Origin of the sequence: Rhizobium vallis, from assembly GCF_003985155.1 — a bacterium.
Taxonomy (GTDB): domain Bacteria; phylum Pseudomonadota; class Alphaproteobacteria; order Rhizobiales; family Rhizobiaceae; genus Rhizobium; species Rhizobium vallis.
This window is the reverse complement of the sequence record NZ_ML133688.1, coordinates 375,232-397,856: the sequence shown is the minus strand read 5'-3', so window position 1 is coordinate 397,856 and position 22,625 is coordinate 375,232. Positions and strand designations below refer to the sequence as shown.

The 22,625-nt window shown below is 60.5% G+C and carries 22 protein-coding genes, 1 tRNA gene and 1 pseudogene; 14 read left to right on the top strand and 10 right to left on the bottom strand.

What is annotated here, in order from left to right; genetic code table 11:
- From trpC to EFQ99_RS11840, 3 genes are read right to left on the bottom strand one after another with little or no spacing between them, the layout of a single operon-like run.
- Positions 1 to 813: an indole-3-glycerol phosphate synthase TrpC gene (gene trpC / locus EFQ99_RS11850; RefSeq protein WP_126921222.1), complete on the bottom strand. Its 813-nt coding sequence runs from the start codon at positions 811 to 813 to the stop codon at positions 1 to 3.
- 9 nt (positions 814 to 822) lie between these two features.
- Positions 823 to 1,839, bottom strand: a complete 1,017-nt coding sequence (trpD, locus tag EFQ99_RS11845) for an anthranilate phosphoribosyltransferase (RefSeq protein WP_126921221.1) — start codon at positions 1,837 to 1,839, stop codon at positions 823 to 825.
- Between the two features lie 16 nt (positions 1,840 to 1,855).
- Entirely contained in the window at positions 1,856 to 3,748 is a 1,893-nt protein-coding gene (locus EFQ99_RS11840; RefSeq protein ID WP_126921220.1) for a peptidylprolyl isomerase, read from the bottom strand.
- Between the two features lie 219 nt (positions 3,749 to 3,967).
- Here EFQ99_RS11840 and EFQ99_RS11835 point away from each other — a divergent pair, with 219 nt between their 5' ends.
- Complete coding sequence (locus EFQ99_RS11835; RefSeq protein ID WP_126921219.1) at positions 3,968 to 4,249, top strand: hypothetical protein; 282 nt, start codon at positions 3,968 to 3,970, stop codon at positions 4,247 to 4,249.
- 73 nt (positions 4,250 to 4,322) lie between these two features.
- On the opposite strand, the gene EFQ99_RS11830 is transcribed toward EFQ99_RS11835, so the two are convergent.
- Both EFQ99_RS11830 and EFQ99_RS35990 read right to left on the bottom strand, forming a co-directional pair.
- The gene (locus tag EFQ99_RS11830; RefSeq protein ID WP_126921218.1) at positions 4,323 to 4,577 is read right to left on the bottom strand and encodes a GlsB/YeaQ/YmgE family stress response membrane protein; all 255 of its coding nucleotides are present in this window, start codon (positions 4,575 to 4,577) and stop codon (positions 4,323 to 4,325) included.
- 70 nt (positions 4,578 to 4,647) lie between these two features.
- A complete protein-coding gene (locus EFQ99_RS35990; RefSeq protein ID WP_281024226.1) occupies positions 4,648 to 4,776 on the bottom strand; it encodes a hypothetical protein in 129 nt (42 codons plus the stop codon).
- A gap of 380 nt (positions 4,777 to 5,156) precedes the next feature.
- On the opposite strand from EFQ99_RS35990, the gene EFQ99_RS11825 reads away from it, so the two are divergent.
- Positions 5,157 to 5,312, top strand: a complete 156-nt coding sequence (locus EFQ99_RS11825) for a hypothetical protein (protein ID WP_008526318.1) — start codon at positions 5,157 to 5,159, stop codon at positions 5,310 to 5,312.
- Between the two features lie 469 nt (positions 5,313 to 5,781).
- A pseudogene (locus tag EFQ99_RS35480) lies at positions 5,782 to 5,940 on the top strand (MFS transporter); the annotation flags it as partial.
- Between the two features lie 407 nt (positions 5,941 to 6,347).
- Here the strand turns inward: EFQ99_RS35480 and EFQ99_RS11815 are convergent.
- Both EFQ99_RS11815 and EFQ99_RS11810 read right to left on the bottom strand, forming a co-directional pair.
- Positions 6,348 to 6,437 (bottom strand) — tRNA-Ser (locus EFQ99_RS11815).
- A gap of 226 nt (positions 6,438 to 6,663) precedes the next feature.
- Entirely contained in the window at positions 6,664 to 7,485 is an 822-nt protein-coding gene (locus tag EFQ99_RS11810; protein ID WP_126921217.1) for an Ig-like domain-containing protein, read from the bottom strand.
- A gap of 494 nt (positions 7,486 to 7,979) precedes the next feature.
- Between EFQ99_RS11810 and EFQ99_RS11805 the strand changes: the two genes are divergently transcribed.
- The 4 genes from EFQ99_RS11805 to EFQ99_RS11790 all read left to right on the top strand — a co-directional run bounded on the left by EFQ99_RS11805 (position 7,980) and on the right by EFQ99_RS11790 (position 12,176).
- Positions 7,980 to 9,080: a septal ring lytic transglycosylase RlpA family protein gene (locus EFQ99_RS11805; protein WP_126921216.1), complete on the top strand. Its 1,101-nt coding sequence runs from the start codon at positions 7,980 to 7,982 to the stop codon at positions 9,078 to 9,080.
- A 72-nt stretch (positions 9,081 to 9,152) separates the two neighbouring features.
- Positions 9,153 to 10,346 (top strand): D-alanyl-D-alanine carboxypeptidase family protein, encoded by a 1,194-nt coding sequence (locus tag EFQ99_RS11800; RefSeq protein WP_126921215.1) that lies wholly within the window; start codon positions 9,153 to 9,155, stop codon positions 10,344 to 10,346.
- A gap of 131 nt (positions 10,347 to 10,477) precedes the next feature.
- Positions 10,478 to 11,158: a dTMP kinase gene (gene tmk / locus EFQ99_RS11795; RefSeq protein ID WP_208722744.1), complete on the top strand. Its 681-nt coding sequence runs from the start codon at positions 10,478 to 10,480 to the stop codon at positions 11,156 to 11,158.
- Positions 11,151 to 12,176: a DNA polymerase III subunit delta' gene (locus tag EFQ99_RS11790; protein ID WP_126921213.1), complete on the top strand. Its 1,026-nt coding sequence runs from the start codon at positions 11,151 to 11,153 to the stop codon at positions 12,174 to 12,176. The genes tmk and EFQ99_RS11790 overlap by 8 nt, the downstream gene beginning before the upstream one ends.
- Here EFQ99_RS11790 and EFQ99_RS11785 read toward each other — a convergent pair whose 3' ends face one another.
- Positions 12,177 to 12,965 (bottom strand): sulfite exporter TauE/SafE family protein, encoded by a 789-nt coding sequence (locus EFQ99_RS11785; RefSeq protein WP_126921212.1) that lies wholly within the window; start codon positions 12,963 to 12,965, stop codon positions 12,177 to 12,179. It abuts the gene before it with no gap.
- A gap of 233 nt (positions 12,966 to 13,198) precedes the next feature.
- On the opposite strand from EFQ99_RS11785, the gene metG reads away from it, so the two are divergent.
- Genes metG through EFQ99_RS11770 form a run of 3 tightly spaced genes read left to right on the top strand, consistent with a single transcriptional unit; the run spans position 13,199 to position 16,365 of the window.
- On the top strand, positions 13,199 to 14,749 hold the full coding sequence (gene metG, locus EFQ99_RS11780) for a methionine--tRNA ligase (protein ID WP_126921211.1): 1,551 nt from the start codon (positions 13,199 to 13,201) through the stop codon (positions 14,747 to 14,749).
- A gap of 4 nt (positions 14,750 to 14,753) precedes the next feature.
- Positions 14,754 to 15,536: a TatD family hydrolase gene (locus EFQ99_RS11775; protein WP_126921210.1), complete on the top strand. Its 783-nt coding sequence runs from the start codon at positions 14,754 to 14,756 to the stop codon at positions 15,534 to 15,536.
- 4 nt (positions 15,537 to 15,540) lie between these two features.
- Entirely contained in the window at positions 15,541 to 16,365 is an 825-nt protein-coding gene (locus EFQ99_RS11770) for an MBL fold metallo-hydrolase (protein ID WP_126921209.1), read from the top strand.
- 32 nt (positions 16,366 to 16,397) lie between these two features.
- Here EFQ99_RS11770 and EFQ99_RS11765 read toward each other — a convergent pair whose 3' ends face one another.
- Complete coding sequence (locus tag EFQ99_RS11765) at positions 16,398 to 17,006, bottom strand: TerC family protein (protein WP_126921208.1); 609 nt, start codon at positions 17,004 to 17,006, stop codon at positions 16,398 to 16,400.
- Between the two features lie 266 nt (positions 17,007 to 17,272).
- On the opposite strand from EFQ99_RS11765, the gene EFQ99_RS11760 reads away from it, so the two are divergent.
- The 3 genes from EFQ99_RS11760 to EFQ99_RS11750 all read left to right on the top strand — a co-directional run bounded on the left by EFQ99_RS11760 (position 17,273) and on the right by EFQ99_RS11750 (position 20,938).
- Positions 17,273 to 17,965 (top strand): hypothetical protein, encoded by a 693-nt coding sequence (locus tag EFQ99_RS11760; RefSeq protein ID WP_126921207.1) that lies wholly within the window; start codon positions 17,273 to 17,275, stop codon positions 17,963 to 17,965.
- Positions 17,966 to 18,032: 67 nt separating this feature from the next.
- Positions 18,033 to 18,401, top strand: coding sequence for a hypothetical protein (locus EFQ99_RS11755; protein WP_126921206.1), 369 nt, complete (start codon positions 18,033 to 18,035; stop codon positions 18,399 to 18,401).
- A 386-nt stretch (positions 18,402 to 18,787) separates the two neighbouring features.
- Complete coding sequence (locus tag EFQ99_RS11750; protein ID WP_126921205.1) at positions 18,788 to 20,938, top strand: mechanosensitive ion channel domain-containing protein; 2,151 nt, start codon at positions 18,788 to 18,790, stop codon at positions 20,936 to 20,938.
- Between the two features lie 234 nt (positions 20,939 to 21,172).
- Here the strand turns inward: EFQ99_RS11750 and EFQ99_RS11745 are convergent, their stop codons facing one another.
- Positions 21,173 to 21,544, bottom strand: a complete 372-nt coding sequence (locus EFQ99_RS11745) for a hypothetical protein (RefSeq protein ID WP_126921204.1) — start codon at positions 21,542 to 21,544, stop codon at positions 21,173 to 21,175.
- Positions 21,545 to 21,757: 213 nt separating this feature from the next.
- On the opposite strand from EFQ99_RS11745, the gene EFQ99_RS11740 reads away from it, so the two are divergent.
- Positions 21,758 to 22,588 carry a universal stress protein gene (locus EFQ99_RS11740; RefSeq protein WP_126921203.1) on the top strand — a complete coding sequence of 277 codons (831 nt, stop codon included), beginning with the start codon at positions 21,758 to 21,760 and terminating at the stop codon, positions 22,586 to 22,588.
- Positions 22,589 to 22,625 lie beyond the last annotated feature (37 nt).

Genomic DNA, 22,625 nt, shown 5'->3' with positions numbered 1-22,625 from the left:
TCATTCGGCCGCGATGGCGGCTTCGCCATAAAGCAGGACGCGGGTGGCGGCCGTCACATCATCCTTACGCATCAGGCTTTCGCCGACGAGGAAGGTGTTGATGTCAACGGCCTGCAGGCGCTTGCAATCGGCATTGGTGAAGATGCCGCTTTCGCCGACCAACAATCGATCATCAGGAACCATGGCCGCCAGCGTCTCGCTGACCGTTAGGCTGACATCGAAGGTGCGCAGATTGCGGTTGTTGATGCCGATAAGCGGCGAGGAAAGCTTCAGCGCGCGTTCCATTTCCGCCGCGTCGTGAACTTCGACCAGCACATCCATGCCGAGCGAGAAAGCCTCGTCCTGAAGACGTTCGGCATCGTCATCCGTCAGCGAGGCCATGATGAGCAGAATGCAGTCGCCGCCCCAGGCGCGCGCCTCATGGACCTGATAGGTCTCGAACATGAAATCCTTGCGCAGCGCGGGCAGGGCGCAGGCAGCGCGCGCTGCCGTCAGGAATTCCGGTGCGCCCTGGAAGCTCGGAGTGTCGGTCAAAACCGAAAGGCAGGCAGCGCCCCCGGCTTCATAGGCCTTTGCAAGCGCCGGCGGATCGAAATCCGGCCGGATCAGACCTTTGGAGGGGCTTGCCTTCTTGATCTCGGCGATGAGGCCGAAGTGACCTGCATCGCGCTTGGCGACGAGCGCCTTGTGGAAACCGCGCGGGGCGGACTGACCGGCCTGCATGGCCTTCAGGTCAGCCAGCGAGGTCTTCGCCTTGGCGGCAGCGATTTCCTCACGTTTGTAGGCTTCTATCTTCTTGAGGATATCGGTCATGAGGCGATCCTAGTCGATATCGTTGGAAACAGCGATGAGTTTGTCGAGCGCGGAGGCCGTGGCGCCGGTATCGAGCGATTCCGTTGCAAGCTTCATGCCGTCAAGGATCGTTCCGACCTTGCCTGCGATCACAAGCGAAGCGGCGGCATTGGCGAGCGCAATATCGCGATAGGCGTTCTTGGCGCCCGCAAGCACAGCCCGGAGGGCGGCGGCATTGACGGTACCGTCGCCGCCCTTGATATCGGCGAGCACGCAGGACGCCAGACCGAAATCGGCCGGCGACAGCTCGAAGGTGCGGATCTGACCGTTTTCGAGTGCGGCAACACTGGTCTTGCCGGTCGTGGTGATTTCATCGAGGCCATCGCCATGGACGACCCACACGCTTTCGGAGCCGAGATCGCGCATGACTTCGGCAAGCGGCACGACCCATTGCGGCGCAAAAACGCCGAGAAGCTGGCGCTTGACGCCCGCCGGATTGGAGAGGGGGCCAAGCAGATTGAAGATGGTACGGGTGCCGAGTTCGACGCGCGTGGGACCGACATGGCGCATGGCCGAATGATGCTGCTGCGCGAACATGAAGCCGACGCCAGCCTCGGCAATGCAGCGCGAGATCATCTCGGGACTAACCTCGAGATTGACGCCGAGGGCCGCAAGACTGTCGGCGGCGCCGGATTTGGAGCTCAGCGCCCGGTTGCCGTGCTTGGCGACCGGAACGCCGGCGCCGGCGACGATCAGCGCCGCCAGCGTCGAGATGTTATAGGTGCCGCTGGCGTCACCACCGGTGCCGACGATATCGATCGCGTCAGCGGGCGCTTCCACCCGCAACATCTTGGAGCGCATCGTGGTGACGGCACCGACGATCTCGTCGACCGTCTCGCCACGAACGCGGAGCGCCATCAGGAAGCCGCCGATCTGCGAAGGCGTTGCCTGGCCGGACATCAGAATATCGAAGGCCTGGCGGGCCTCGTCACGGGTCAGGGGCTCGCGGCTTGCTGCCTTGGCGAGAAGCGGCTTCAGATCGGTCATGCGGTTTCCAAGCCTCCTAGCGGAGCGTCGCCTGTTCGGCGAGCTTCTGGTTGATCTGAGCGCCGTACTGCGTCTGCAGCAAGTTGACCATCTGATCGAGAATATCGTCGCCGGCGGCATTGGCCATGGCCGTAATCTGGGCATCGCGATTGTTCAGCGCGTCGCCGGTCGGCTCAGCATTGACCTCGGTGACCTTCATCAGGATCTGCGTCGAAGGATCGGCTCCCACTGCACCCGCGACCGTATCGACGGGACCGGAGAAAGCGGCGCTGATACCGGCGCGACCGAGGACCGGATCGTCGGTGGAGCGGGTAAATCCGCTTTTGCTTTCGACGGCAATTCCAAGCGGCGCTGCGATATCGGCAAGGGCGGTGCCCTTCGCCGCCTCGGCCTTCAATTCTTCGGCCTTCTTGGCGAGTGCTGCCTTCTGCTGTTCCGCAGTCCAGTCCTCGACGGCTTTCTCGCGCACTTCGGCGACCGGGCGCTCGCGATCCGGCGTGATTTCGCGGACATTGAACCAGACGTAGCCGTCATTGCCCATCGGAAGCGGCGGCGCATCGACGCCGACCTCGGTCTTGGAGGCTTCACCGAGCAACTGCTGCTTGATCGGAATATCCTTGATCTCGTTGCCGTCCTTGCCGGCGCCAGTCATATCGACGGCATCGACGGTCACGGCCTTGAGCTTCAGCTGGTTGGCGATATCCTCCAGCGTGGCGCCGCCGGCGCGCAGGTCCTCGATGCGGTCATGAACATTGATCACCTCCTGGGAGGCATTGGCAAGCGCCAGCTGCTTGCGGATATCTTCCTTCACCTCGTCCAAATTCTTCATCGTCTCCCGCTTGATATTGGTGACGCGTAGGATGACCGGACCGAAGGAGCCGTCGACGACCGGGGTCGTGCCGCCATCGGTCGCAACCGCGAAGGCGGCGTCGGCAACCGCCTGATCCGGAACCTTGTCCTTGGTGAATTCGCCGAGCAGCACGTCGCTTGCCGTCTTGCCCTGATCGGAAACCAGCTGGTCGAAGCTGGTGCCGCTCTTCAGCGCGGTTGCGGCGGCGGCGGCAAGATCCTTGCTCGCGAAGGTCAGCTGCTCGATGGTGCGGCTTTCCGGTGTGCGATAGGCATCCTTGCCCTTGTCGAACGCCTCGCGGATCTGATCGTCGCTGACGGTAGCGGCATCGGCGATATCGACCGGCTGCAGCTTGAGATAAATGAGCTTGCGGTATTCCGGCGCGCGGTAACGCTGCTTGACACCCTCGAACCATGTCGCCAGCACGTCGTCGGCCGGCGCCTTGATCGGCTCGATATTGGCGTTGGTGAGCAGCAGATAGTCTACGCTGCGGCTTTCATTGCCATAAAGCTTCAGGGCGTCGACCAGCGTCTTCGGCGCGGAGAAGCCGTTGGAGACGGCGTCGACGATCTGGCTGCGCACGGCGACCTTGCTGCGCTCCTTGATGTAGTCATCCTGACGGATGCCGGCATTGCGCAGGCGCGAGATGAAGAGTTCGCGGTCGAACTTGCCGTTGACGGCCTTGAAGGCCGGATCGTCGCCGATCAGCTGGGCGAGGCGATCCTCGGAGAGGCCGAGATTCATATCTTCGGCGAGCTGGTCGAGCGAGGCGCCGGCGACGAGCTGGGAGAGCACCTGCTGCTCGACGCCGAAGGCGCGGGCCTGCTCGGGGGTGAGGCGCGTGCCGAATTGCTGGCTGAGGCTTGCCACCTGGCGCTGGTAGGCGAGGTGGAATTCGTTGACATCCACATGCTGATCGCCGACGGCCACGACCGTGGTGCTGTTGCCGCCCGTGATCAGCGACCGGGATACACCCCAGATGCCGAAGGAGGCGACCAGCAGAAGCATCAGCAGCTTGGCAACCCAGGTCTGAGCGGCTCTTCTCAGGATATCGAACATGGAAACGCAAACCTCGCAGTAACATTGACCCGCAAGCGGGCAGACATTCGACGTTCCTTAGAACAAACCCGACAGGAAATGAAGGGTTTGTCGCGCGAAAAGCTGCGTCGAGCAACGCGCGGCGGGCGCGGCCGGGACACGCAACAAAAGAACGGCTCCGGCGGAACCTTTCCGGCCGTCATTTCGTTGAAGCGGCATCCCATGAAACAGGAGCAGACCATGGCAGAATTGAAAACCGCTTCCGCCGAATCCACCGCTGCGCGCGTCAAGGCGGATATCGCAGCAGACGATCTGTCGGCGCAGGTCACGGCGCTGCGCGAAGACCTCTCCAGGCTTACCGAAAGCGTGCGGGCGCTGGGGCAGGGGGCAAAGTCTGTGGTTACCGACGAGGCTTCGCTGATGACGGAACAGCTGCGCGACAAGGTTCGCGAAGAACCGCTCATGGCACTCGCGGTGACGGCAGGCGTCGCCTATCTTTTCGGCCTGCTGAGCCGCCGCTGAACTCGGAAATCGGACAAGGAAAGGCCGGGCGCTATGAACGCCCGGCTTTTGCCGTTCCGAATGGTTGGTTTGGCTAGCGGCGGATGAGGCGCCCGATAAAGATCAAGATGCAAGCGCCGACGAAACCGGTGATCAGGTAACCCAGCCAGCCGGCCAGCGGCTGGATGTGCAACAGCCCCAGCAGCCAGTTGGCGACGATGGCGCCGACAATGCCGAGCAATATGTTCATGAGCAGACCCATGTTGCTGCTCATGACTTTTTCCGCCAGCCATCCGGCGATACCGCCGATGATGATGGCCGCAATCCAACCCACGCCTGCGTTTTCCATGGTGTTTCCCTCCTGACAAAACGACTCGAATGATGCACGAAATGAAGAAAAGTTCCACTCCCAGAGGAACTTAAACCGCATTCACGGATGCAAGCAGGGTGATCGGCGTCTCCAGCGCATGAACGGCGAGCTGGAACAGAAGGCCGGCGATCGCAAGCGCCGCGAAGCCGAAAGGCATGATGAGGCTTTGGCTAAACATCTTTTTCTCCCCCGTTTTGAGTAAAGAATAAGCTGAAGTGGACGCCGTGCAAGACTATTGTTAACAGATAGTTAAGTGTGAGATTTAAGTAAAATTTAAAATAATACCTTAGGCTAAGTTCATCCGCCTTTGGTTGAACAATAATACTGGATGGATTGTTCTTCTCCCTCGAAAACAAGAACATCGATCCGGCAATTGGCGTAATTTGTTTCCATGGCGTAGACCACCATCGACCGCTGCGTGGTCGATTCCCGGCGCCAATGACGGCATCATCGGATAGGCGGCCGATTTTTGCCCTATCCCGCCGCTTGTCGGCGGATTGATTTTGGCGCGGATTGCATCATTCTTTCCTGATCACGATTCAATCGGGGGAACACTTGATGCCCAAAGCTGCCATCGCCCTTGCCTGCATCTGCCTGCTCACGCTTTCCGGTTGCGGCAACACCGCGCGCGGACTGAAGAAGGACGGGCAGGAAACAAGCCACGCATTGGACAATGCGACACATCGGGTGCTCTCAGCCGGTGCGAAGAAGTAATCCAGGAGACGACAGCGCCGCTTAGTACGGCCGCGTTGCTCCTTCGACGAAAAAGGCCCGCCTGGGGTGAGGCGGGCCTGACTAACAGAGAGAATGACGGACAGAAGCCGTCTTTTTAGCGAGTCATGCACTTTCTTGAGCGCATAACCTTACGTCCTTCGAGGCGACCGAGCCCCTCGGGCAACGGTCACCGGAATCAAGTCAGAAATTGCCCCAGTTCTGGGCACGGGCACGAGCGCGAATGATTCGATATTCGCGACCGCCATAAAGCGAGCCGATGGTCAGCAGAATCGTCAGAAAGTCCCAGATGATATGCATCGTATCCTCCTTGGATTTTAATGGTTCTGCCGTTGATCGGTGAAGCTACAATAGCAATCTTTCGAACGTGCTTATATGACAAGATATCGGGATAGGCGGAGCCTTGCTGCCTTGGCGCAAACCGTTCCCTTCAGCCAATCGGCGCCCAGGCGCGCTTGCCTCGGCGACATCGGACATCGCGATCGCGCATCCCGAAGCCGTTGCGTCTGGCATGCGGACCACCTTCGCTGTCTCAGTTGCACTGATCGCCGCCGCACTCGTCATCGCGGCCGGAACTTACCGGCGACGCCGAGCACCAGGGCTCGGGTAGCTGGAGATGTTTCCGCGCCAGAAAACTGAGACCAAGGTCCGATCCATCCTGGACTTCGTGCCCATACCAAAGCGTTGGTCACTGCCGTAGATCTCTGCGCTACGGTTGGCGTTTCGGAGTTTTTCTGTGACCAAAATCTTCGTTGCGGCAATGATCCTTACGCCGCTTTTATTCTGGGGGTCCATTGGCCTCCTGATATACTCGCACCTCTCGTGAACGAGCTTCACCCCGTCATTCCAGTAAGAATGATCGGCGCCGGGTCTGGCATGCACGCCCTTGCCGTCAGTAATCCCGACAACTCGGCCTGAAAATCTTCCCTAGTGCAGATAGTCGTGTGGCTCACCGCTCAACTGGAGGGCTGAACCAATGGCAGGCGGTCAATAGTGCGGGTTGAACAAGACGGGAGGTGGCGGAAGAGGTGGGATTCGAACCCACGGTACGGTTTCCCGCACGCCGGTTTTCAAGACCGGTTCCTTAAACCACTCGGACACTCTTCCATGCAATTGGAAAGCCCAAAGAAATTCCGTTTCGGCGTTTCTTTTGGATCGGTGTTTCTACCGATTTGCTACCCATTCACTTGCTGGCGGGCTTTGTAGCAGCTTTGACCGCAGCGTCAACTTGTTCTGCAGCGTTCAACTCATCGCCGCAGATGAATAAATCAGACCTTCTGGAGAGCGCCTGGCGAGAGGAGAAGCGGCTTCAACGGCCGCTTCCCGGCTATCATCACACCAGGACGGTGAAGTTGTCGAAGGCAAGCTGCGGAAAGCCTGTGGGCTCCGTTTCAGGCGCGATATCGAAGCGGACGAAGTCGACGGCTCCCAGCGCCTCCAATGAAATATGCTGGCCATCGGCAATGGTGTCACCATAGACCGTTACAGCCATCTCGCTCACCTTGTGGCCGCCGACGTAGCCCTCGAAGGTAACGACGGCATCGACGCCTTCGTAACCGGCGTCAAAAACGGTGGCGACGTCGACGCCCTCGATCGTGAAGAGTTTGCCGTCAACGCGATCGAAAAAGGGATTGTAAGGATTGCTGACGACGTATTCGTTGCCACCGGCTTCAGCGACGGCCCATAGATTGCCGTCGACCTTGTCGCCAAACTTGAAGCCGGCGTAACCCGAAGCGATATCCGATTGCCCTGGATATTCCTTGGGGGCGTTTTCGAAATCGATGGAATACAGCCCTTGCGGAGGCGCTTTGACAGCGATGTTGAAATCGGCGACGTCGGTGCCGCCTTTTCCGTCGGAGATCTTGAACGAGAATTTCTCGGAGAAGGCCTTACCTGGCTCAAGGCTTGCGGGATCGTCGACCGCGTAATTATAGCTGCCATCGCTCCAGATCGTCAGCGTTCCGTGCTCGCCCTCGATGGTAAGAAATCCGGGCTCACCGGCTTTGCTGGGAATTCTCAGGCCGTTGACGAACTGAACCTGAAGCAGGTCGCCATCCGGATCTGACGCGTTGTCGAGAAGGCTTCCTTCAATGGCTTCCATTGGTGAGTAGTCGTGGATCAATACGCTAGGCACTGTTGGTTTGTGATTTGCCATGGATCGCCCCTTAAAAATGAGCGTGGAAAGGATGCCGGGCGCAACCCGAACGCCCGCAAATAAACTTTCTACCTTTCTTTGAGTCAAGCAGCAAACTACACGCAGCAAGAGAGCGCAGTCGATACAGCTGCCATCAACAGCAACTTAAGCATGCGAGGAGCAATCGACAGACCACCGCGGAACGAAAGCTATAGCTCCGGCTGACGCTTCAATTCCGAGCTTTTCGGGGGCGCTGACCCCGCAGGCGTTTACCATATGCCCCGCTTCGGCACGACGATTTCGGGCTTCATTGCGGCCGCTGAAGGGCAGGGCGGCGGGGCTCGCGTTAGCAATCTGTAAACCATAATCATTAGAATTGTCGCTATCGCTGCGAAATTGTTCGTAAATTTGCCACGATGCAAGCAAGATTAAGCTCTCGTTAGGCGGGTGGGAATAAGGCGCTATTGACCCATTATCGGGCAGAGTTCCTTAACCATATGAGCGGCGTGGGACATATGAAACTGGAATACGGGGCGGCGTCATTCGCAACGACAGCACGGTGGCTGGCGATATCGGCGATGTGCGCGACGGTTGCAGCGTGCGGTACGACACAGGCGGTTCCGAAGAAGCGAGCCCACGGCAAAGAATATTTTTCCGAATCCGAATATGGCGTCAAGGCGAGCCCGCGGGTCGCCACCGGCAACAATATCCCGAAGGGCGGCGGCCGCTACATGGTCGGCAATCCCTACGAGGTGAAGGGCAAGTGGTATTATCCGAAGGAAGATTTCGCCTATAGCAAGGTCGGGATCGCCTCCTGGTACGGCTCGGCCTTTCATGGGCGCCTGACGGCAAACGGCGAAGTCTACGACCAGATGCATCTTTCGGCCGCCCATCCGACCTTCCCGCTGCCGAGCTATGCGCGCGTCACCAATCTCGAGAACGGTTCGTCCATCGTCGTGCGCGTCAACGATCGCGGCCCCTATCACGAAGGCCGCATCATCGATCTTTCCAACAAGACTGCAGACATGCTGGATCTGCAGCACAGCGGCACCGGCAAGGTGCGTGTGCAATATGTCGGCCGCGCCCGCATGGACGGCCATGACATGCCTTACCTGATGGCGTCCTACTCGCCGAAGGGCAGCCGTCTTCCGGGGATCAATCCGGAAGGGCAGATCGCAACCGGCGTGATGGTCGCTTCCAACGGCCGCAAGATCACCCGCGACCAGTTGCAGAGTGCGGAAGACTACGAGACGCAGCCCGCCAACGTGCCGGTGCCGATGTCGGCAACCTCTTATGCCGGCTCGACGCCGAGCGCCCGCTACAATTCAGCGCCCGCCCTCGCGCCGGCAGCCCATGTCCTGGTCGCGCCGTCTGCGTCCCCCGCCAATACCATGCAGGCCTTCGACCAGATGGTTGTGCTTCCGGAGATCGGCCCTATGCCCTATGAGCGCCCCTATGGTGGGGGATCGCTTGCGCTCGGCTACCAGAACGAAGAGGTGAAGACAGTGACGGTCAATCTCGCCTTCGACGCGGTCATGGTGCGCAATGACGGGCTGACGCAGGAGTCGATCCTTGCCTCGGCAAAGCGTCAGCAGGCAAAATCCGCCGCGCGCTGAGCGTGGTAATTGCATCGGATTCCCTCTCGCTCTAACCTCCTTACATCAGACGCTCGTTCGATGGGAATTGCGATGCTGAAGCCTTTGCTTCGCCTTCTTGCATGCCTGATGCCGCTCGCCACCGGCGCGCTTGCAGCCGATGGCGGCACCGTCGGTTTCGCCACCAAGGCGACGCAGGCCTATATGATCGAGGCGTCCACCGGCACCGTGCTTCTCGCCAAGAACGAGGACCAGGGCTTTTCGCCGGCTTCGCTCGCCAAGCTGATGACGATGGATCTCGTTTTCGACGCGGTGACGAAGGGCCAGATCACGCTCGATACCGAATATCCGGTTTCGGAATATGCCTGGCGGACGGGCGGCGCACCGTCGCGGACGGCAACCATGTTCGCCGCGCTTAAATCGCGCGTGCGCGTCGAGGACCTGATCAAGGGGATCGCCATACAGGGCGCCAATGATGCCTGCATCGTGCTTGCCGAAGGCATGGCGGGAAGCGAACAGCAATTTGCCGATTCGATGACGCGCCGCGCCCGCGAACTCGGCCTGGAAAAGGCGATGTTCGGCAATTCCACCGGCCTTCCCGATGGCAAAAGCAAGGTGACGGCTCGCGAGATGGTGACGCTCGCCGCCGCTCTCCAGCAGTCCTATCCGAACCTCTATGCCTATTTCGCGCAGCCGGAATTCGAGTGGAACAAGATCCAGCAGCGAAACAGGAATCCGCTGCTTGGGTTCGATCTCGGCGCCGACGGGCTTGCCACCGGCTTCACCGAAGGCGAGGGCTATTCGATCGTCGCTTCGGTTGAGCGCGACGGCAGACGGCTGTTTCTGGCGCTTGCCGGCATCGCTTCCGACAAGGAGCGGACGGAGGAAGCCAAGCGCGTGCTTGAATGGGGGCTGACAGCCTTCGAGAGCCGGCAGATATTCGCCGACAAGGAAGTCATCGGCGCAGCCAGCGTCTACGGCGGCACGGCGCGCACCGTCGATCTCGTCGCCAGGGCGCCGGTCAGCGTTTATATTCCGATCAGCAATCCCGACCGGCTATCGGCGCGCATCGTCTATCACTGGCCGCTGACGGCGCCGGTCAAGCCGGATTACCAGGCGGGCACGCTGAGGATCTTTGCCGGCAGCCGGCTGCTCAGGGAAGTGCCGCTCTATACCGTGCAAGCGGTGGACGAGGGCTCGCTCAGCAGCCGGGCGGTCGACGCCGTGCTGGAACTCGGCGAATCGCTGTTCTTCTCCTGGCTCTGGGACAAGTCCGCGCCCGGCTGACGCCCTCTTTCCGATGCAATTTGCCGGGAAAGGTGAATATGTCGCCGCGGCAAAAGGTTTTCCTCCCTGGTATCTTCGGATAGATAGAAGAGGCAGGGCGCATGCGGCGCCCGGAATGCGGGAAGCTGTCATTGTCATCCGGTGCGGGATTGTTCGTTACGTTTGAAGGCGGGGAGGGTGCTGGGAAATCCACGCAGATCCGCCGCCTCGCCGCAGCGCTGAAGGGCGAAGGTCACGATGTGCTGATGACGCGGGAGCCGGGCGGATCGCCGGGCGCGGAGGCCGTGCGACATGTGCTGCTCTCGGGCGCTGCCGAAGCCTTCGGCACGCGAATGGAGGCGATCCTTTTTGCCGCAGCGCGCAACGATCATGTCGAAGAGGTGATCCGGCCGGCACTTGCCGCAAGCAAGGTCGTGCTCTGCGACCGCTTCATGGATTCCTCCCGCGTCTACCAGGGCATTACCGGCAATCTCGAGCCCGATTTCATCGAGACCCTGCAGCGCATCGCCATCAACGGCGTCATGCCCGATTGCACTGTGATACTCGACATCCCTGCCAGGATCGGACTGGAGCGGGCGCAGAAGCGCGCTGCCGCCGACGGTCCCGACCGTTTCGAGAAGGAGCGGCTCGAAACACACGAGAAGCGGCGCGAGGCCTTTCTCGATATCGCCGCCCGCGAGCCGGAGCGCTGCCACGTGATCAACGCCATGCAGGCGGAGGAGGCGATCGCCGCCGAGATCCTGACGATCGTCAAGCAACTGCTGGCGCCATCAGGCCCTGTCAGGACACCGGAAGCCGCCCACCATGAGTGAGGAAAGGCCCGGACTGCTCGACGGCGCAATCTGGCCGGCGGAAAACACCAAGCTGTTCGGCCATGAGGAGGCGGAGGCGTTCCTCGCGCAATCCTACCGGTCGGGCAAGGGCCATCACGCCATCCTGATCGAAGGGCCTGAGGGCATCGGCAAGGCGACGCTCGCTTTCCGCTTCGCCAATCACGTGCTCTCGCATCCCGATCCCGACACCGCGCCGGAAACGATCGGCGATCCCGATCCTGCCTCTCCCGTGAGCCGGCAGATCGTCTCCGGCGCCTCGCACAATCTCCTGCACCTTGCCCGGCCGGTGGATGAAAAGACCGGCAAGGTGAAATCGGCGATCACGGTCGATGAGGTACGCCGCGCCGGCAAGTTCTTCTCGCAGACGTCGGGCACCGGCAACTGGCGGATCGTCATCATCGACCCGGCCGACGATATGAACCGCAATGCGGCCAACGCTATCCTGAAGATCCTGGAGGAGCCGCCAAAGCGGGCGCTGTTTCTGGTGCTGTCGCATGCGCCGGGCAGATTGCTGCCGACGATCCGCTCACGTTGCCTGCCGCTGAAACTGGCGCCGCTTACGGATGACGCGCTAATCGCCGCACTTGCCCATCTCGGCATATCAGGCGAGGGCGGGGCGGTGCTTTCGGCCGCGAAGGGCAGCGTCGGCGAGGCGCTGAAACTCTTGAATTACGGCGGCGGCGAGATCATCGCCGCCTATGACGAGATGCTTTCCGCCGAGGGGCCGGCGGCGCGCAAGGCGATGCATCGGCTGGCCGACGCGCTTTCGGGCAGGGAAAGCGACACGATCTTCGATTTCTTCGTCGGTCACATTGGCGACGACATCATGAACCGGGCGCGGGCGGCGGCAGGCGAAGGGCGGATCGCCGCGGCAGAGCGGCTGGCACGGCTCTATTCCGAGATCACCGAGCGGCTCGCCATTTCCGACGGCTACAATCTCGACCGCAAGCAGACGATCATCAGCATTCTGGCCGATATCAAGCAGCCGGGCCTCTGATCAGCCGGCCAGCAGCTTCCATGCAACGACGGAGAGGGTAGCGGCCAGGACGATGCGGATGGTGCGCTCGTGCAGTTTCGGCGCCAGGAGGCTTCCGGCAATGATGCCGGGGATCGAGCCGACGATCAGGGCAAACAGCATTGCCCAATCGATCTCACCGATAAACCAGTACCCCATGCCCCCGATCAGGGTCAGCGGGACGGCATGGACGATGTCGGAACCGACGATCTCGCGCACGTCGAGCCTGGGATAGAGGACCAGCAGGATCGTCACGCCCAGCGCACCGGCGCCGACCGAGGTCAAGGTGACGAGAACGCCGAGCAGGAAGCCGAGAGCGACGGTGAAGGCGATGATCGTCGCCGGCCGCGGCGGCGTGCGTTGGCCGATGGCGCGGCGCGCCAATTCGAGTATCTGGCCTCGGAAGACCAGCATAATCGCGGTCATGACGAGAAGCCAGCCGAGCGCGGTCGTGATGGTATTGGTGACGCCGATGCTCTTGCGATCGACGCCGGCCAGCAGCCACAGCATCAGCAGCGCCGCCGGCACGCTGCCAGCGGCCAAGCCGCCGACGATCTTCCAGTTGACGCGCCCGTGCATGCCGTGAACGGCGGTGCCGGCCGTCTTGGTGATCGCCGCGTAGAGAAGATCCGTGCCGACGGCGGTCGCCGGATGGACGCCGAAAAGCAGCACCAGCAGGGGCGTCATCAACGACCCGCCGCCAACGCCAGTGATGCCGACGAGCGCGCCGACGCAGAGGCCCGAGAGCGAATAGAGAGGCTCGAATGTCAATCAAGCGCCCCCGACGGCGCGCGGCTACGCCGCTTCCGATAAATGAAAACTGGCACTTCGTTCAGTCCCGCCCTCTTTTCCATGACGGGTAAATGGCGGCAGAACATGAGTCAAGTTCACACGCCGGGGTCCCGGAAATCATTGGCGGCGACAAAACTTGATGTTTCGCTTGACGGTGACATGCGCTAAGAGCGGCTGACCATTTTTATAGAGTTAGCCGGACATTGGCCGCCATGACAGACAAGACACCTTTCTACATCACCACCGCGATTTCCTATCCCAACGGCAAGCCGCATATCGGTCATGCCTACGAGCTGATCGCGACGGATGCGATGGCGCGTTACCAGCGACTGGACGGCAGGGATGTGTTCTTCCTGACGGGCACCGACGAACACGGCCAGAAGATGCAGCAGACGGCGCGCGCCGAGGGGATCAGCGCGCAGGCGCTCGCCGATCGCAATTCCGGCGAATTCCAGGCGATGGCGACGCTGCTCAACGCCTCGAACGATGATTTCATTCGCACCACGCAGGAGCGTCATCACGAGACGTCGCGGAATATCTGGAACCTGATGGCCGATAACGGTGACATCTACAAGGACAGCTATGCCGGCTGGTATTCGGTGCGCGACGAAGCCTATTACCAGGAAAACGAGACGGAGCTGCGCGCCGACGGCGTGCGCTACGGGCCACAGGGCACGCCCGTCGAGTGGGTGGAAGAGGCAAGCTATTTCTTCAAGCTTTCCGAATACCAGGACAAGCTACTGGCGCATTACGAAGCCAACCCTGACTTCATCGGTCCGGCCGAGCGCCGCAATGAGGTGATCTCCTTCGTCAAGTCGGGTCTCAAGGACCTCTCGGTCTCGCGCACGACCTTCGACTGGGGCATCAAGGTGCCGAACGATCCCGCCCATGTCATGTACGTCTGGGTCGACGCGCTGACCAACTACATCACGGCGACGGGCTATATCGAGGACCGCAACGGCCCGCGAGCGAAATACTGGCCTGCCGACGTCCACATCATCGGCAAGGACATCATTCGCTTCCACGCCGTCTACTGGCCGGCCTTCCTGATGTCGGCCAAGCTGCCGCTGCCGAAGCGCGTCTTTGCCCATGGCTTCCTGCTCAACAAGGGCGAGAAGATGTCGAAGTCGCTCGGCAACGTCGTCGATCCGGTCAATCTGGTGAACCATTTCGGCCTCGACCAAGTGCGCTATTTCTTCCTGCGCGAAGTCTCCTTCGGCCAGGACGGCAGCTACAGCGAAGATGCGATCGGCACGCGCATCAATTCCGACCTCGCCAACGGCATCGGCAATCTCGCCAGCCGGTCGCTGTCGATGATCGTCAAGAACTGCGACGGCAAGATCCCGGAATGCGGACCGCTGACCGAGGAGGACAAGGCGATGCTGGCGCAGGCCGACGCGCTGCATGCCTCGACGCGCGAAGACATGGGCAAGCAGCAGATCCACCGGGCGCTCGCCTCGATCATCGCGGTCGTCTCCGAGACCGACCGTTATTTCGCCGGCCAGGCGCCGTGGGCGCTGAAGAAGACCGATCCGGAGCGTATGGGCACGGTGCTCTATGTGACTGCTGAAGTCGTGCGTCAGATCGCGATCCTGCTGCAGCCTTTCATGCCGGATTCATCGGGCAAACTGCTCGATCTCGTGGCCGCGCCGGCTGAGAAGCGTGATTTTGCCGCCCTCGGCGAGGCAGGCCGCCTCGTTGCGGGAACGGCTCTCGAAGCGCCGACGCCGGTCTTCCCGCGTTACGTGGCGCCGGAGGCTTAAGACCGTGCTGGTCGATACGCATTGCCATCTGGATTTCGCTGATTTCGAGGCGGAGCGCGACGAGATCGTCGCGCGCGCCCATCAGGCCGGTGTCGCCCAGATGGTGACGATCTCGACGCGGGTGCGCAAGCTCGACGGGCTGCTCGCCATCACCGAGAAATATCCATCCGTCTTCTGCTCGGTCGGCACGCATCCGAACAATGCCGGCGACGAACTCGATATCCAGACGGAAGATCTGGTGCGCCTGGCCAATGCCCATGAAAAGATCGTCGCGATCGGCGAAGCCGGTCTCGATTATTTCTACGACACGCAGAAGCCCGAAGACCAGCAGACCGGCTTTCGCCGGCATATCGCCGCCGCCCGGGAAACGCAGCTTCCGCTCGTCATCCACAGCCGCAGCGCCGACGAAGACATGGCCGCAATCCTGACCGAGGAAACGGGCAAGGGGGCCTTCCCCTTCATTCTGCATTGCTTCTCGGCAGGGCTGGAGCTGGCAAAGACCGGCGTCGCGCTCGGCGGCTACATCTCCTTCTCGGGCATCTTGACCTTCCCGAAATCTGAAGAGCTGCGGGAGATCGCCAAGTCGATCCCGCAGGATCGGCTGCTGGTGGAAACCGACGCACCTTATCTCGCGCCGAAGCGCTGGCGCGGCAAACGCAACGAGCCGTCCTATGTCGTGAATACGGCCGAGGTGCTCGCCGATACGATCGGCCTTTCCTATGCGGAGGTTGCGCGCATCACGACAGAGAACGCTTTCCGCCTGTTTTCGAAAATGCCGAGGATCTAGCGGCGTGCTCTACCGGCGGCGTTTCACCATTCTCGGCTGTTCGTCGTCGCCCGGCGTGCCGCGGATCACCGGCGACTGGGGCGCCTGCAATCCCGACAATCCGAAGAACCGGCGCACGCGCGCCTCCTTCATGGTGCAGCAATTCGCGCCGGACGGCGGTATCACGACCGTTGTCATCGACACCGGGCCGGATTTTCGCGAGCAGATGATCAGGGCAGGGGCCGACCATGTCGATGCCGTGCTCTACAGCCATCCGCATGCCGACCATATTCACGGCATCGACGATCTGCGCGGCTATTTCCACAATACGCGCCGCCGGGTGCCGATCTTTGCCGACCAGTTTACGATGGACAGGCTGCGTGACGCCTTCGGCTATTGCCTGGAAACGCCGCCGGGCAGCAATTATCCGCCGATCGTGCTGCCTGTTGTCATCGAAAATCTCGACGAACCCTTGGAAATCGGTGGTCCCGGAGGCAAGATCGCCTTCCGTCCCCATATCCAGCAGCACGGCGATATCTACTCACTTGGCTTTCGCATCGGCGATGTAGCCTATTGCAGCGATATCAGCGACTTCCCGCCGCAAACCGTCGAGAAACTTCACAATCTCGATGTGCTGATCATCGATGCGCTGCAATATACCTATCATCCGAGCCATCTGTCGCTGGAACAGTCGCTAGATTGGATCGGCCGGTTGAAACCGAAGCGGGCGATCCTCACGCATATGCACACGCCGCTCGATTACGACGCCGTGATGGCTGAGACGCCGGACCATGTGGTACCGGCGTATGACCAGATGAGCTTCGAGACCGAAGTCAGGGTCCCGGCCTAAGCCCGTACCCCAAGTGCGGGGTGCTAGGCTCGTTACTGCATGTAGGGCAGAACCTCGACTGCGCCACGATGGATCATGTCGAGCGAGACGTAGAGGATGATCAGCAGGCCGATATAGGCGATCCAGCGATGGCGGTTGAGCAGCCGGGCGATCAGATTTGCGGCGATACCCATCAGTGCGATCGACAATCCGAGGCCGATGACCAGAACGCCCGGATGTTCGCGCGCGGCACCGGCAACGGCGAGCACGTTGTCGAGCGACATCGACACGTCGGCGATGACGATCTGGGTCGCCGCCTGGAAGAAGGTCTTTTTCGGTAGGCCTTCGGCATTCGCCCCGTCGTGAGCATCGCCGTGGCCGGCGCGAAGCTCGCGCCACATCTTCCAGCAGACCCAGAGGAGCAGCAGGCCGCCGGCCAGCAGCAGGCCGACAATCGCCAGCAGATATACGGCGACGCTGGCAAAGAGGATACGCAGGACGGTCGCGGCCAGGATGCCGACGACGATCGCTTTGCGGCGCTGGGACGCCTCAAGGCCGGCAGCAGCAAGGCCGATGACCACAGCGTTATCGCCGGCGAGAACGAGGTCGATAGCGATGACCTGCAGCAAAGCCGTGAGAGCGGCTGCCGTAAAGAAATCCATAGTGATTACCCCCAATGCGTTAGAAGGGTGCTAGCCTCTCGGGGGTTTGACGTCAACCGCCGAAAGGATACGTCAAGCCGCGCAATCCACGCTGCCGCGCATGGGAGATGCTCAGGCGGCGGCGTTATGGAACCAGAGGCGAGGGGGCCTACATCCCCGTCCGGTCCCCCTACCATTTCCCTGGAACATTCATCTCATCCGCCGGTTCTTCCAGTCAGGAAACCAGGCCGGATCGACGGCTGTATTTACATCGAGAGGAGCGCCCCGTGAGCAACATTTACAAGGATACCAACCCAGCCTTCTCAGGCCCGGCAGGCAGCGGCAGCCTCGCCGCATTTTTCGACAGCCGATCGCAAGCCGAATCCGCAGTCTCTCGCCTTGAAGATGCGGGTGTGCCGACCGCGAGGATACGGTTGATGCCGGGATATGAGGCGGATGGAAAAAATGCCGGCGTGATGAGCGACGACCGCAGCGGCTTCTTCGACGCGCTGGCGGACTTCTTCTTCCCCGACGAGGATCGGAAAGTCTATGCAGAGGGATTGCGGCGTGGCGGCTTCCTCGTTCAGGTCAGCGACATCGATGACGCACTCTATGAAACCGTCCACGATATCCTGGACGACGAGGGCAGCATCGACATGGATGAGCGGGCGGATCGCTGGTCGTCGGAGGACGCATTTCAAGGGGCATCGAATGCGGGCTTTGCCGGACCTGCCCACGGCGGCAAATCGTCGGAAGATCTCGCCGTATCGGAGAGCGCGTTCGAAGAACGGGATCTGTTTTCCGGTTCCGAAGACGCGCGTCCGGTCGCGATGCGAGACACTACACACGGAAGCGCCAAAGTGCGTGCCTATACGTTCACTGGCACCGGTTCCGCGCCATCGAGCGATGCCGATCGGCAATCGCAGAGCCAGTCGCAGGACGGATCGCGACAGAGCCAGGGTTTTCGACGCGATCACTGATGCCCCAGAGGCCCGGTGGTAACGCCGGGCCTCACTCCGTTCCGCTAACCTATTCGAGGATATGTCCATGCAATCATCCATCAATCGTGACGGCTTCCTTCCGCCCGACCCCGACGAGTTGATCGAGGAGGGCGAACTGCCTTTTGCCGATGCCGCGCGTGACAAGGCCGACACTAGTTTGACCGCTTTGCAGCGGGAGGTAAGGCTGCTCAGCGCCCGCATCGACATGCTGCGCCTAGATGCGGAGGCGGCGTTGAAAGCCAAGGCGACATCGATCGATGCAAACGCTCATGTCCAGCTGGGCGACTATCCCTGGCTGAAGCTCGCCGCGGCGACGAGCGCAGCCTTCGTCGTAGCCAGGATCGTTCGAAGCCTTCCATTCCACGTGCTGTTTGCCGGCTTTGCCGGCCATCTCACCGAGACGAGACGGCGGTGAAGGCTGGCGCGCAAGAGCTTGACGAACCGTGTTGCGCGTATCGCTGCAAAAGCCGGGACGGGCGCTGACGCGAATGCCCCGTCAAGATTTTTATTGTAATAGTCAAATTTTATCTGAATGATATGGCAATTTCTTCAACCATTTATTTCGCTTCTGGATGCGGGAAATGGCCGGTAGGATAGCGGTTGTTCGCACGATCTTGCCGGCGAACTCGAAGCCCTTTTCTTTCCTGATATAGACCCAGATCACCTTAAGGCGTTTTCAGCCAGCGGGCGGGCGTGCGACCGCCCGACGGGTTCATCGATTGACGTTGATCGCGCAACGTTTCACAAAGTCCCAAGCCTCTTCCAACCAAAAGCGATGGCAAACCCGGGGACCACGATTACATGCGCATCAACGACGCCCGTCATCCCTTGCGGAGAATGTCCACATTCCTGGCGGTAGTATTTTCGACGCTTCTGCTGGCGGGCATAAGCCCGACCTTGGCGGCCGAACCTTCTGCTTCCTCGGCGCCGATCCGCGTTATTATCGAACTGCCGAATGACGATTCCGGACGCGCGCTGGTCAATCGGATGGTTCCCGGTAACCAGGAGCCGGGCCAGCCGGTAGCAGTTACCCAGAAGGAGGCACCGCCGTCGATTGCCACCTCACTGCAGGATTTGCGCCAAAGGTTACTCACACTCGTCGATGCAATTGCAACGCTTCCAGGGCAGATCCGAACGGCGATCCAGGTCTTCCAAACGGATAATCGCATCGACCCAGTCGGCCTGATCTTGGCGGTCATACTCTTTGTAGCAGGCGGATTCGTCGCGCAGCGCCTTGCCTGGTGGTCAGGGCGAGGGCTCCTCCATTTCGTGCTGACCGCGCCCGCCGACACTGTCCGGCAGCGTATCAAGCTTCACGCGGCCCGGCTTTCAATGGGTCTTCTCGCGTTGGTCGGCTACCTGATCGGAAGCCTCGGCGCGTTTATCCTCTTTCCGTGGCCTGCCGTGTTTCGCGATGTGGCAATCATCCTGCTATCGGCCGCGCTCATGGTGCGCCTTGGCGTGCTTGTGGGCCGCGTTGTCATAGCGCCAGGCGCCCGCCTGCCACATATGCGGCTTCTGACGCTTGTCACGTCGCTTGCCTGGTTCTGGTATTACTGGCTCCTCGGAATCGTCGCAGTGCTGGCGGCTGGCTGGGCCACCATCGCAGTGATACGGACGATCGGGGCTTCACCCATCCTGGTCGACCTCTTTACCGCGGCATGGTTCGGTGTCGTTTCAATCGCTTTGATCGTCATGATTTGGCTGCGGCACTTTCGCTCCGACGGACCGCCCGTAAGCCGGCTGGTCTGTGTCGGCTTCAGCGCGAGCATCATACTGTCGTGGCTGTTGTGGGTGTCCGGGCTCCGCGGCGCATTCTGGACGGTGGTCATCATCACGCTGCTGCCGCTGACCGTTTCGGTGGCGCATGATATCATTCGCCGCATTATACAATCCGGGGAGGGGCAGGCGGTCGAAGATCCCACCATCGTCGGATGGTCTGTCGTCATCATGCAAACGCTGCGCAACGGCCTCATTGTGGTTGCTGCGCTGCTCATTGCCCGCTCATGGAATGTCAACCTCAGCGACCTCGCCGCAGCCGAAACGGTGACCACGCGGTTGATCCGCGCAGGAATCCGCATCGTTATCGTATTGCTGGTGACCGACGTTATCTGGAAACTCGTAAGCACGCTGATCGACACTCAGATGGCGGTGGCGTCGCGAAGTGCGCAGGCGGGACATCAGGACGGCCCCGACGCGCGCCGGCGTCAGCGGTTGAATACTCTTCTTCCCATTCTTCGCAATGTGCTTTTCCTGGCGATCGGAGCGGTTGGCTTCCTGATGATCCTGGATGCCGTTGGCATTCAGATCGGACCGCTGCTTGCGGGCGCTGGCGTCGTCGGCATAGCCGTCGGCTTCGGTGCCCAGACACTCGTCAAGGACATTATCTCCGGCGTCTTTTATCTGTTCGACGATGCCTTTCGCATCGGCGAATATATCCAGGCTGCAAAATACAAGGGTACCGTTGAAGGCTTTTCGCTGCGATCGATCCGCTTGCGACACCACCGCGGCCCGGTCACCATCGTTCCTTTCGGTGAACTCGGCGCGGTGCAGAACCTCAGCCGCGACTGGGTTATCGACATCATTACGCTCACCTTGAACTATGACAGCGACCTCGAGGAGGTTCGCAAGACCATCAAGCGCATCGGCGTCGAACTGCTAGAGGATCCTGAACTTGGGCCTAACATCATCGAGCCCCTGAAAATGCAGGGGATCGAGCAGATGGCCGACTATGGCGTGCAAATTCGGCTGAAGTTCATGGCGAAACCCGGCGAACAATTCGGCGTTCGCCGAAAAGCCCTTGCCATGCTCAAGAAGACATTCGCGGATAAAGGCATTCAGTTTGCAACTCCGACAGTCCATGTTTCCGGCGGACCGGCCGATGCAGCGTCATCCGCTGCCGCGCTGGAACTGCAAAGACCATCAAAAGACGTTCCAACGCTTCAGGATTAGAAGCGTCGAGCCACAGGCGAGCTTTCACTTCAAATGTCGCAATGAGCATGCGGCTGGCGTTATCGCCAACATGGGAGCACAGCCAGACATGTCATTGTAACGTAACGACATTCTTTAGTTCCATAATCTGTCTTATGCGATTTTCTCGTAGCCGCAAAGTTGAAGTGTCCTGTTTCTGCAAAGTTGGAATGTCACGCTCCTCACTTCTGAACAACGCTTGGAGCCCTACCCGATTTAAGGACGTTTCCGAGACGGAGCGTGCATCGCCCTTAGCCGGCGGATCGTCTCGCAGCCCTCGGTCGCTGGCGAAACTGCGTTTTTCTTTCCGGCTGCTTCGGCTGCCGCATCCACGAGCTGGAACGCATATTCCACCGCAGCTTCCGTATCGTCTTCACAGAGTTTCTCGTCGTGGCAGCGGGCTTCAAGCAATCGTCTGACCCGGCGCTTGATCACCGGCACTGCAAAGCCACCCGAGTGAGCGAGAAGCTGTCGTAAGCAGCTGGTTGCGACCACTTCGCAAACCAATAGCTTTCCCTCGATTTCGCCGAACGTCGGCACCGCGAATCGCGCTCCTCCCGTCCTGCAGTCACGATCTGTAACCAACATCTTCGTTCTCCTGTCATTTCAGCTTTCATCAACCGCCCCAGTATCCAATGCGGGATCACCCCCATAAAAATATGGGGTCGGATCCGACTTCGTCGGCCTCAGCTGTCATCACATTCTAGCCGGCCGGAACCGGGCCGCTTTGCGTCAGATCAATGAATGATCGTGTCTGGAAGGATTAGGGTTGATCATCTCCAACAGAAAGGCGATCCGACCATGAGCATCAAGACTGTTTTGAGCGTATTTAACTTCGCTCACTTCGCTGAAGATTTGAAGGGCGCTATCGGCTTTTGCGAAACCCATGGCGCTCATCTGACCGCAATGGTGATTGCGATGGGCGCGCCCCCTATGGGCTCCTACGAAGTCATTTCGACAGTTTGGGTCGAAGAACGTCAGCGTGAAATCGAACGCCTCGCCGACTCGGCATCCGAGATCAAGGCGATCCTCGCCAAGAGCGAGGTCTACTTCGACGTGCAGGAGATCTACACGGAATTCGCCCTGGCGGACGAGGATATTGCCGAGCGAGCGCTCTATGCCGATCTCGTCCTGATCGGTGCGCAGGCCGCGAGCGACCAGGACCTTCGGCGCAGAATCATCGATGGCGCCTTGTTCCAGTCGCCAACGCCGATGCTGATCATTCCCCAAAGGACGAAAGTCTTGCTCGCTCCGAAGACAATATTGCTGGCCTGGGACTCCAGCGACGAGGCGTCGCGCGCAACACGCCAGGCGATCGCGTTCTTGCGGGCTGCTCAATCGGTGCATGTCACGCTTGTCGATCCACAGGCATCATCATCTGCAAGTGGCGAAGAACCAGGCGCTGACGTCGCCACCTTTCTGGCGCGACACGGCGTGAAAGTCGACGTTGATCGCATCTCGAGCGGTGGTCGCCGCGTCGACGAGGTGTTGCGACAGCATGCCGTGGATGTCGCCGCCGACATGATCGTCATGGGCGCATATAATCATCCGCGGCTGCAGCAGCGTCTTTTCGGCGGCGTCACCCGGTCGATGCTAGAGGAAATTCAAATCCCTCTGTTCCTCGCCCACTGAACAGGGTGCCCGGGATCGTCCCGGGCACCCTTCCCCA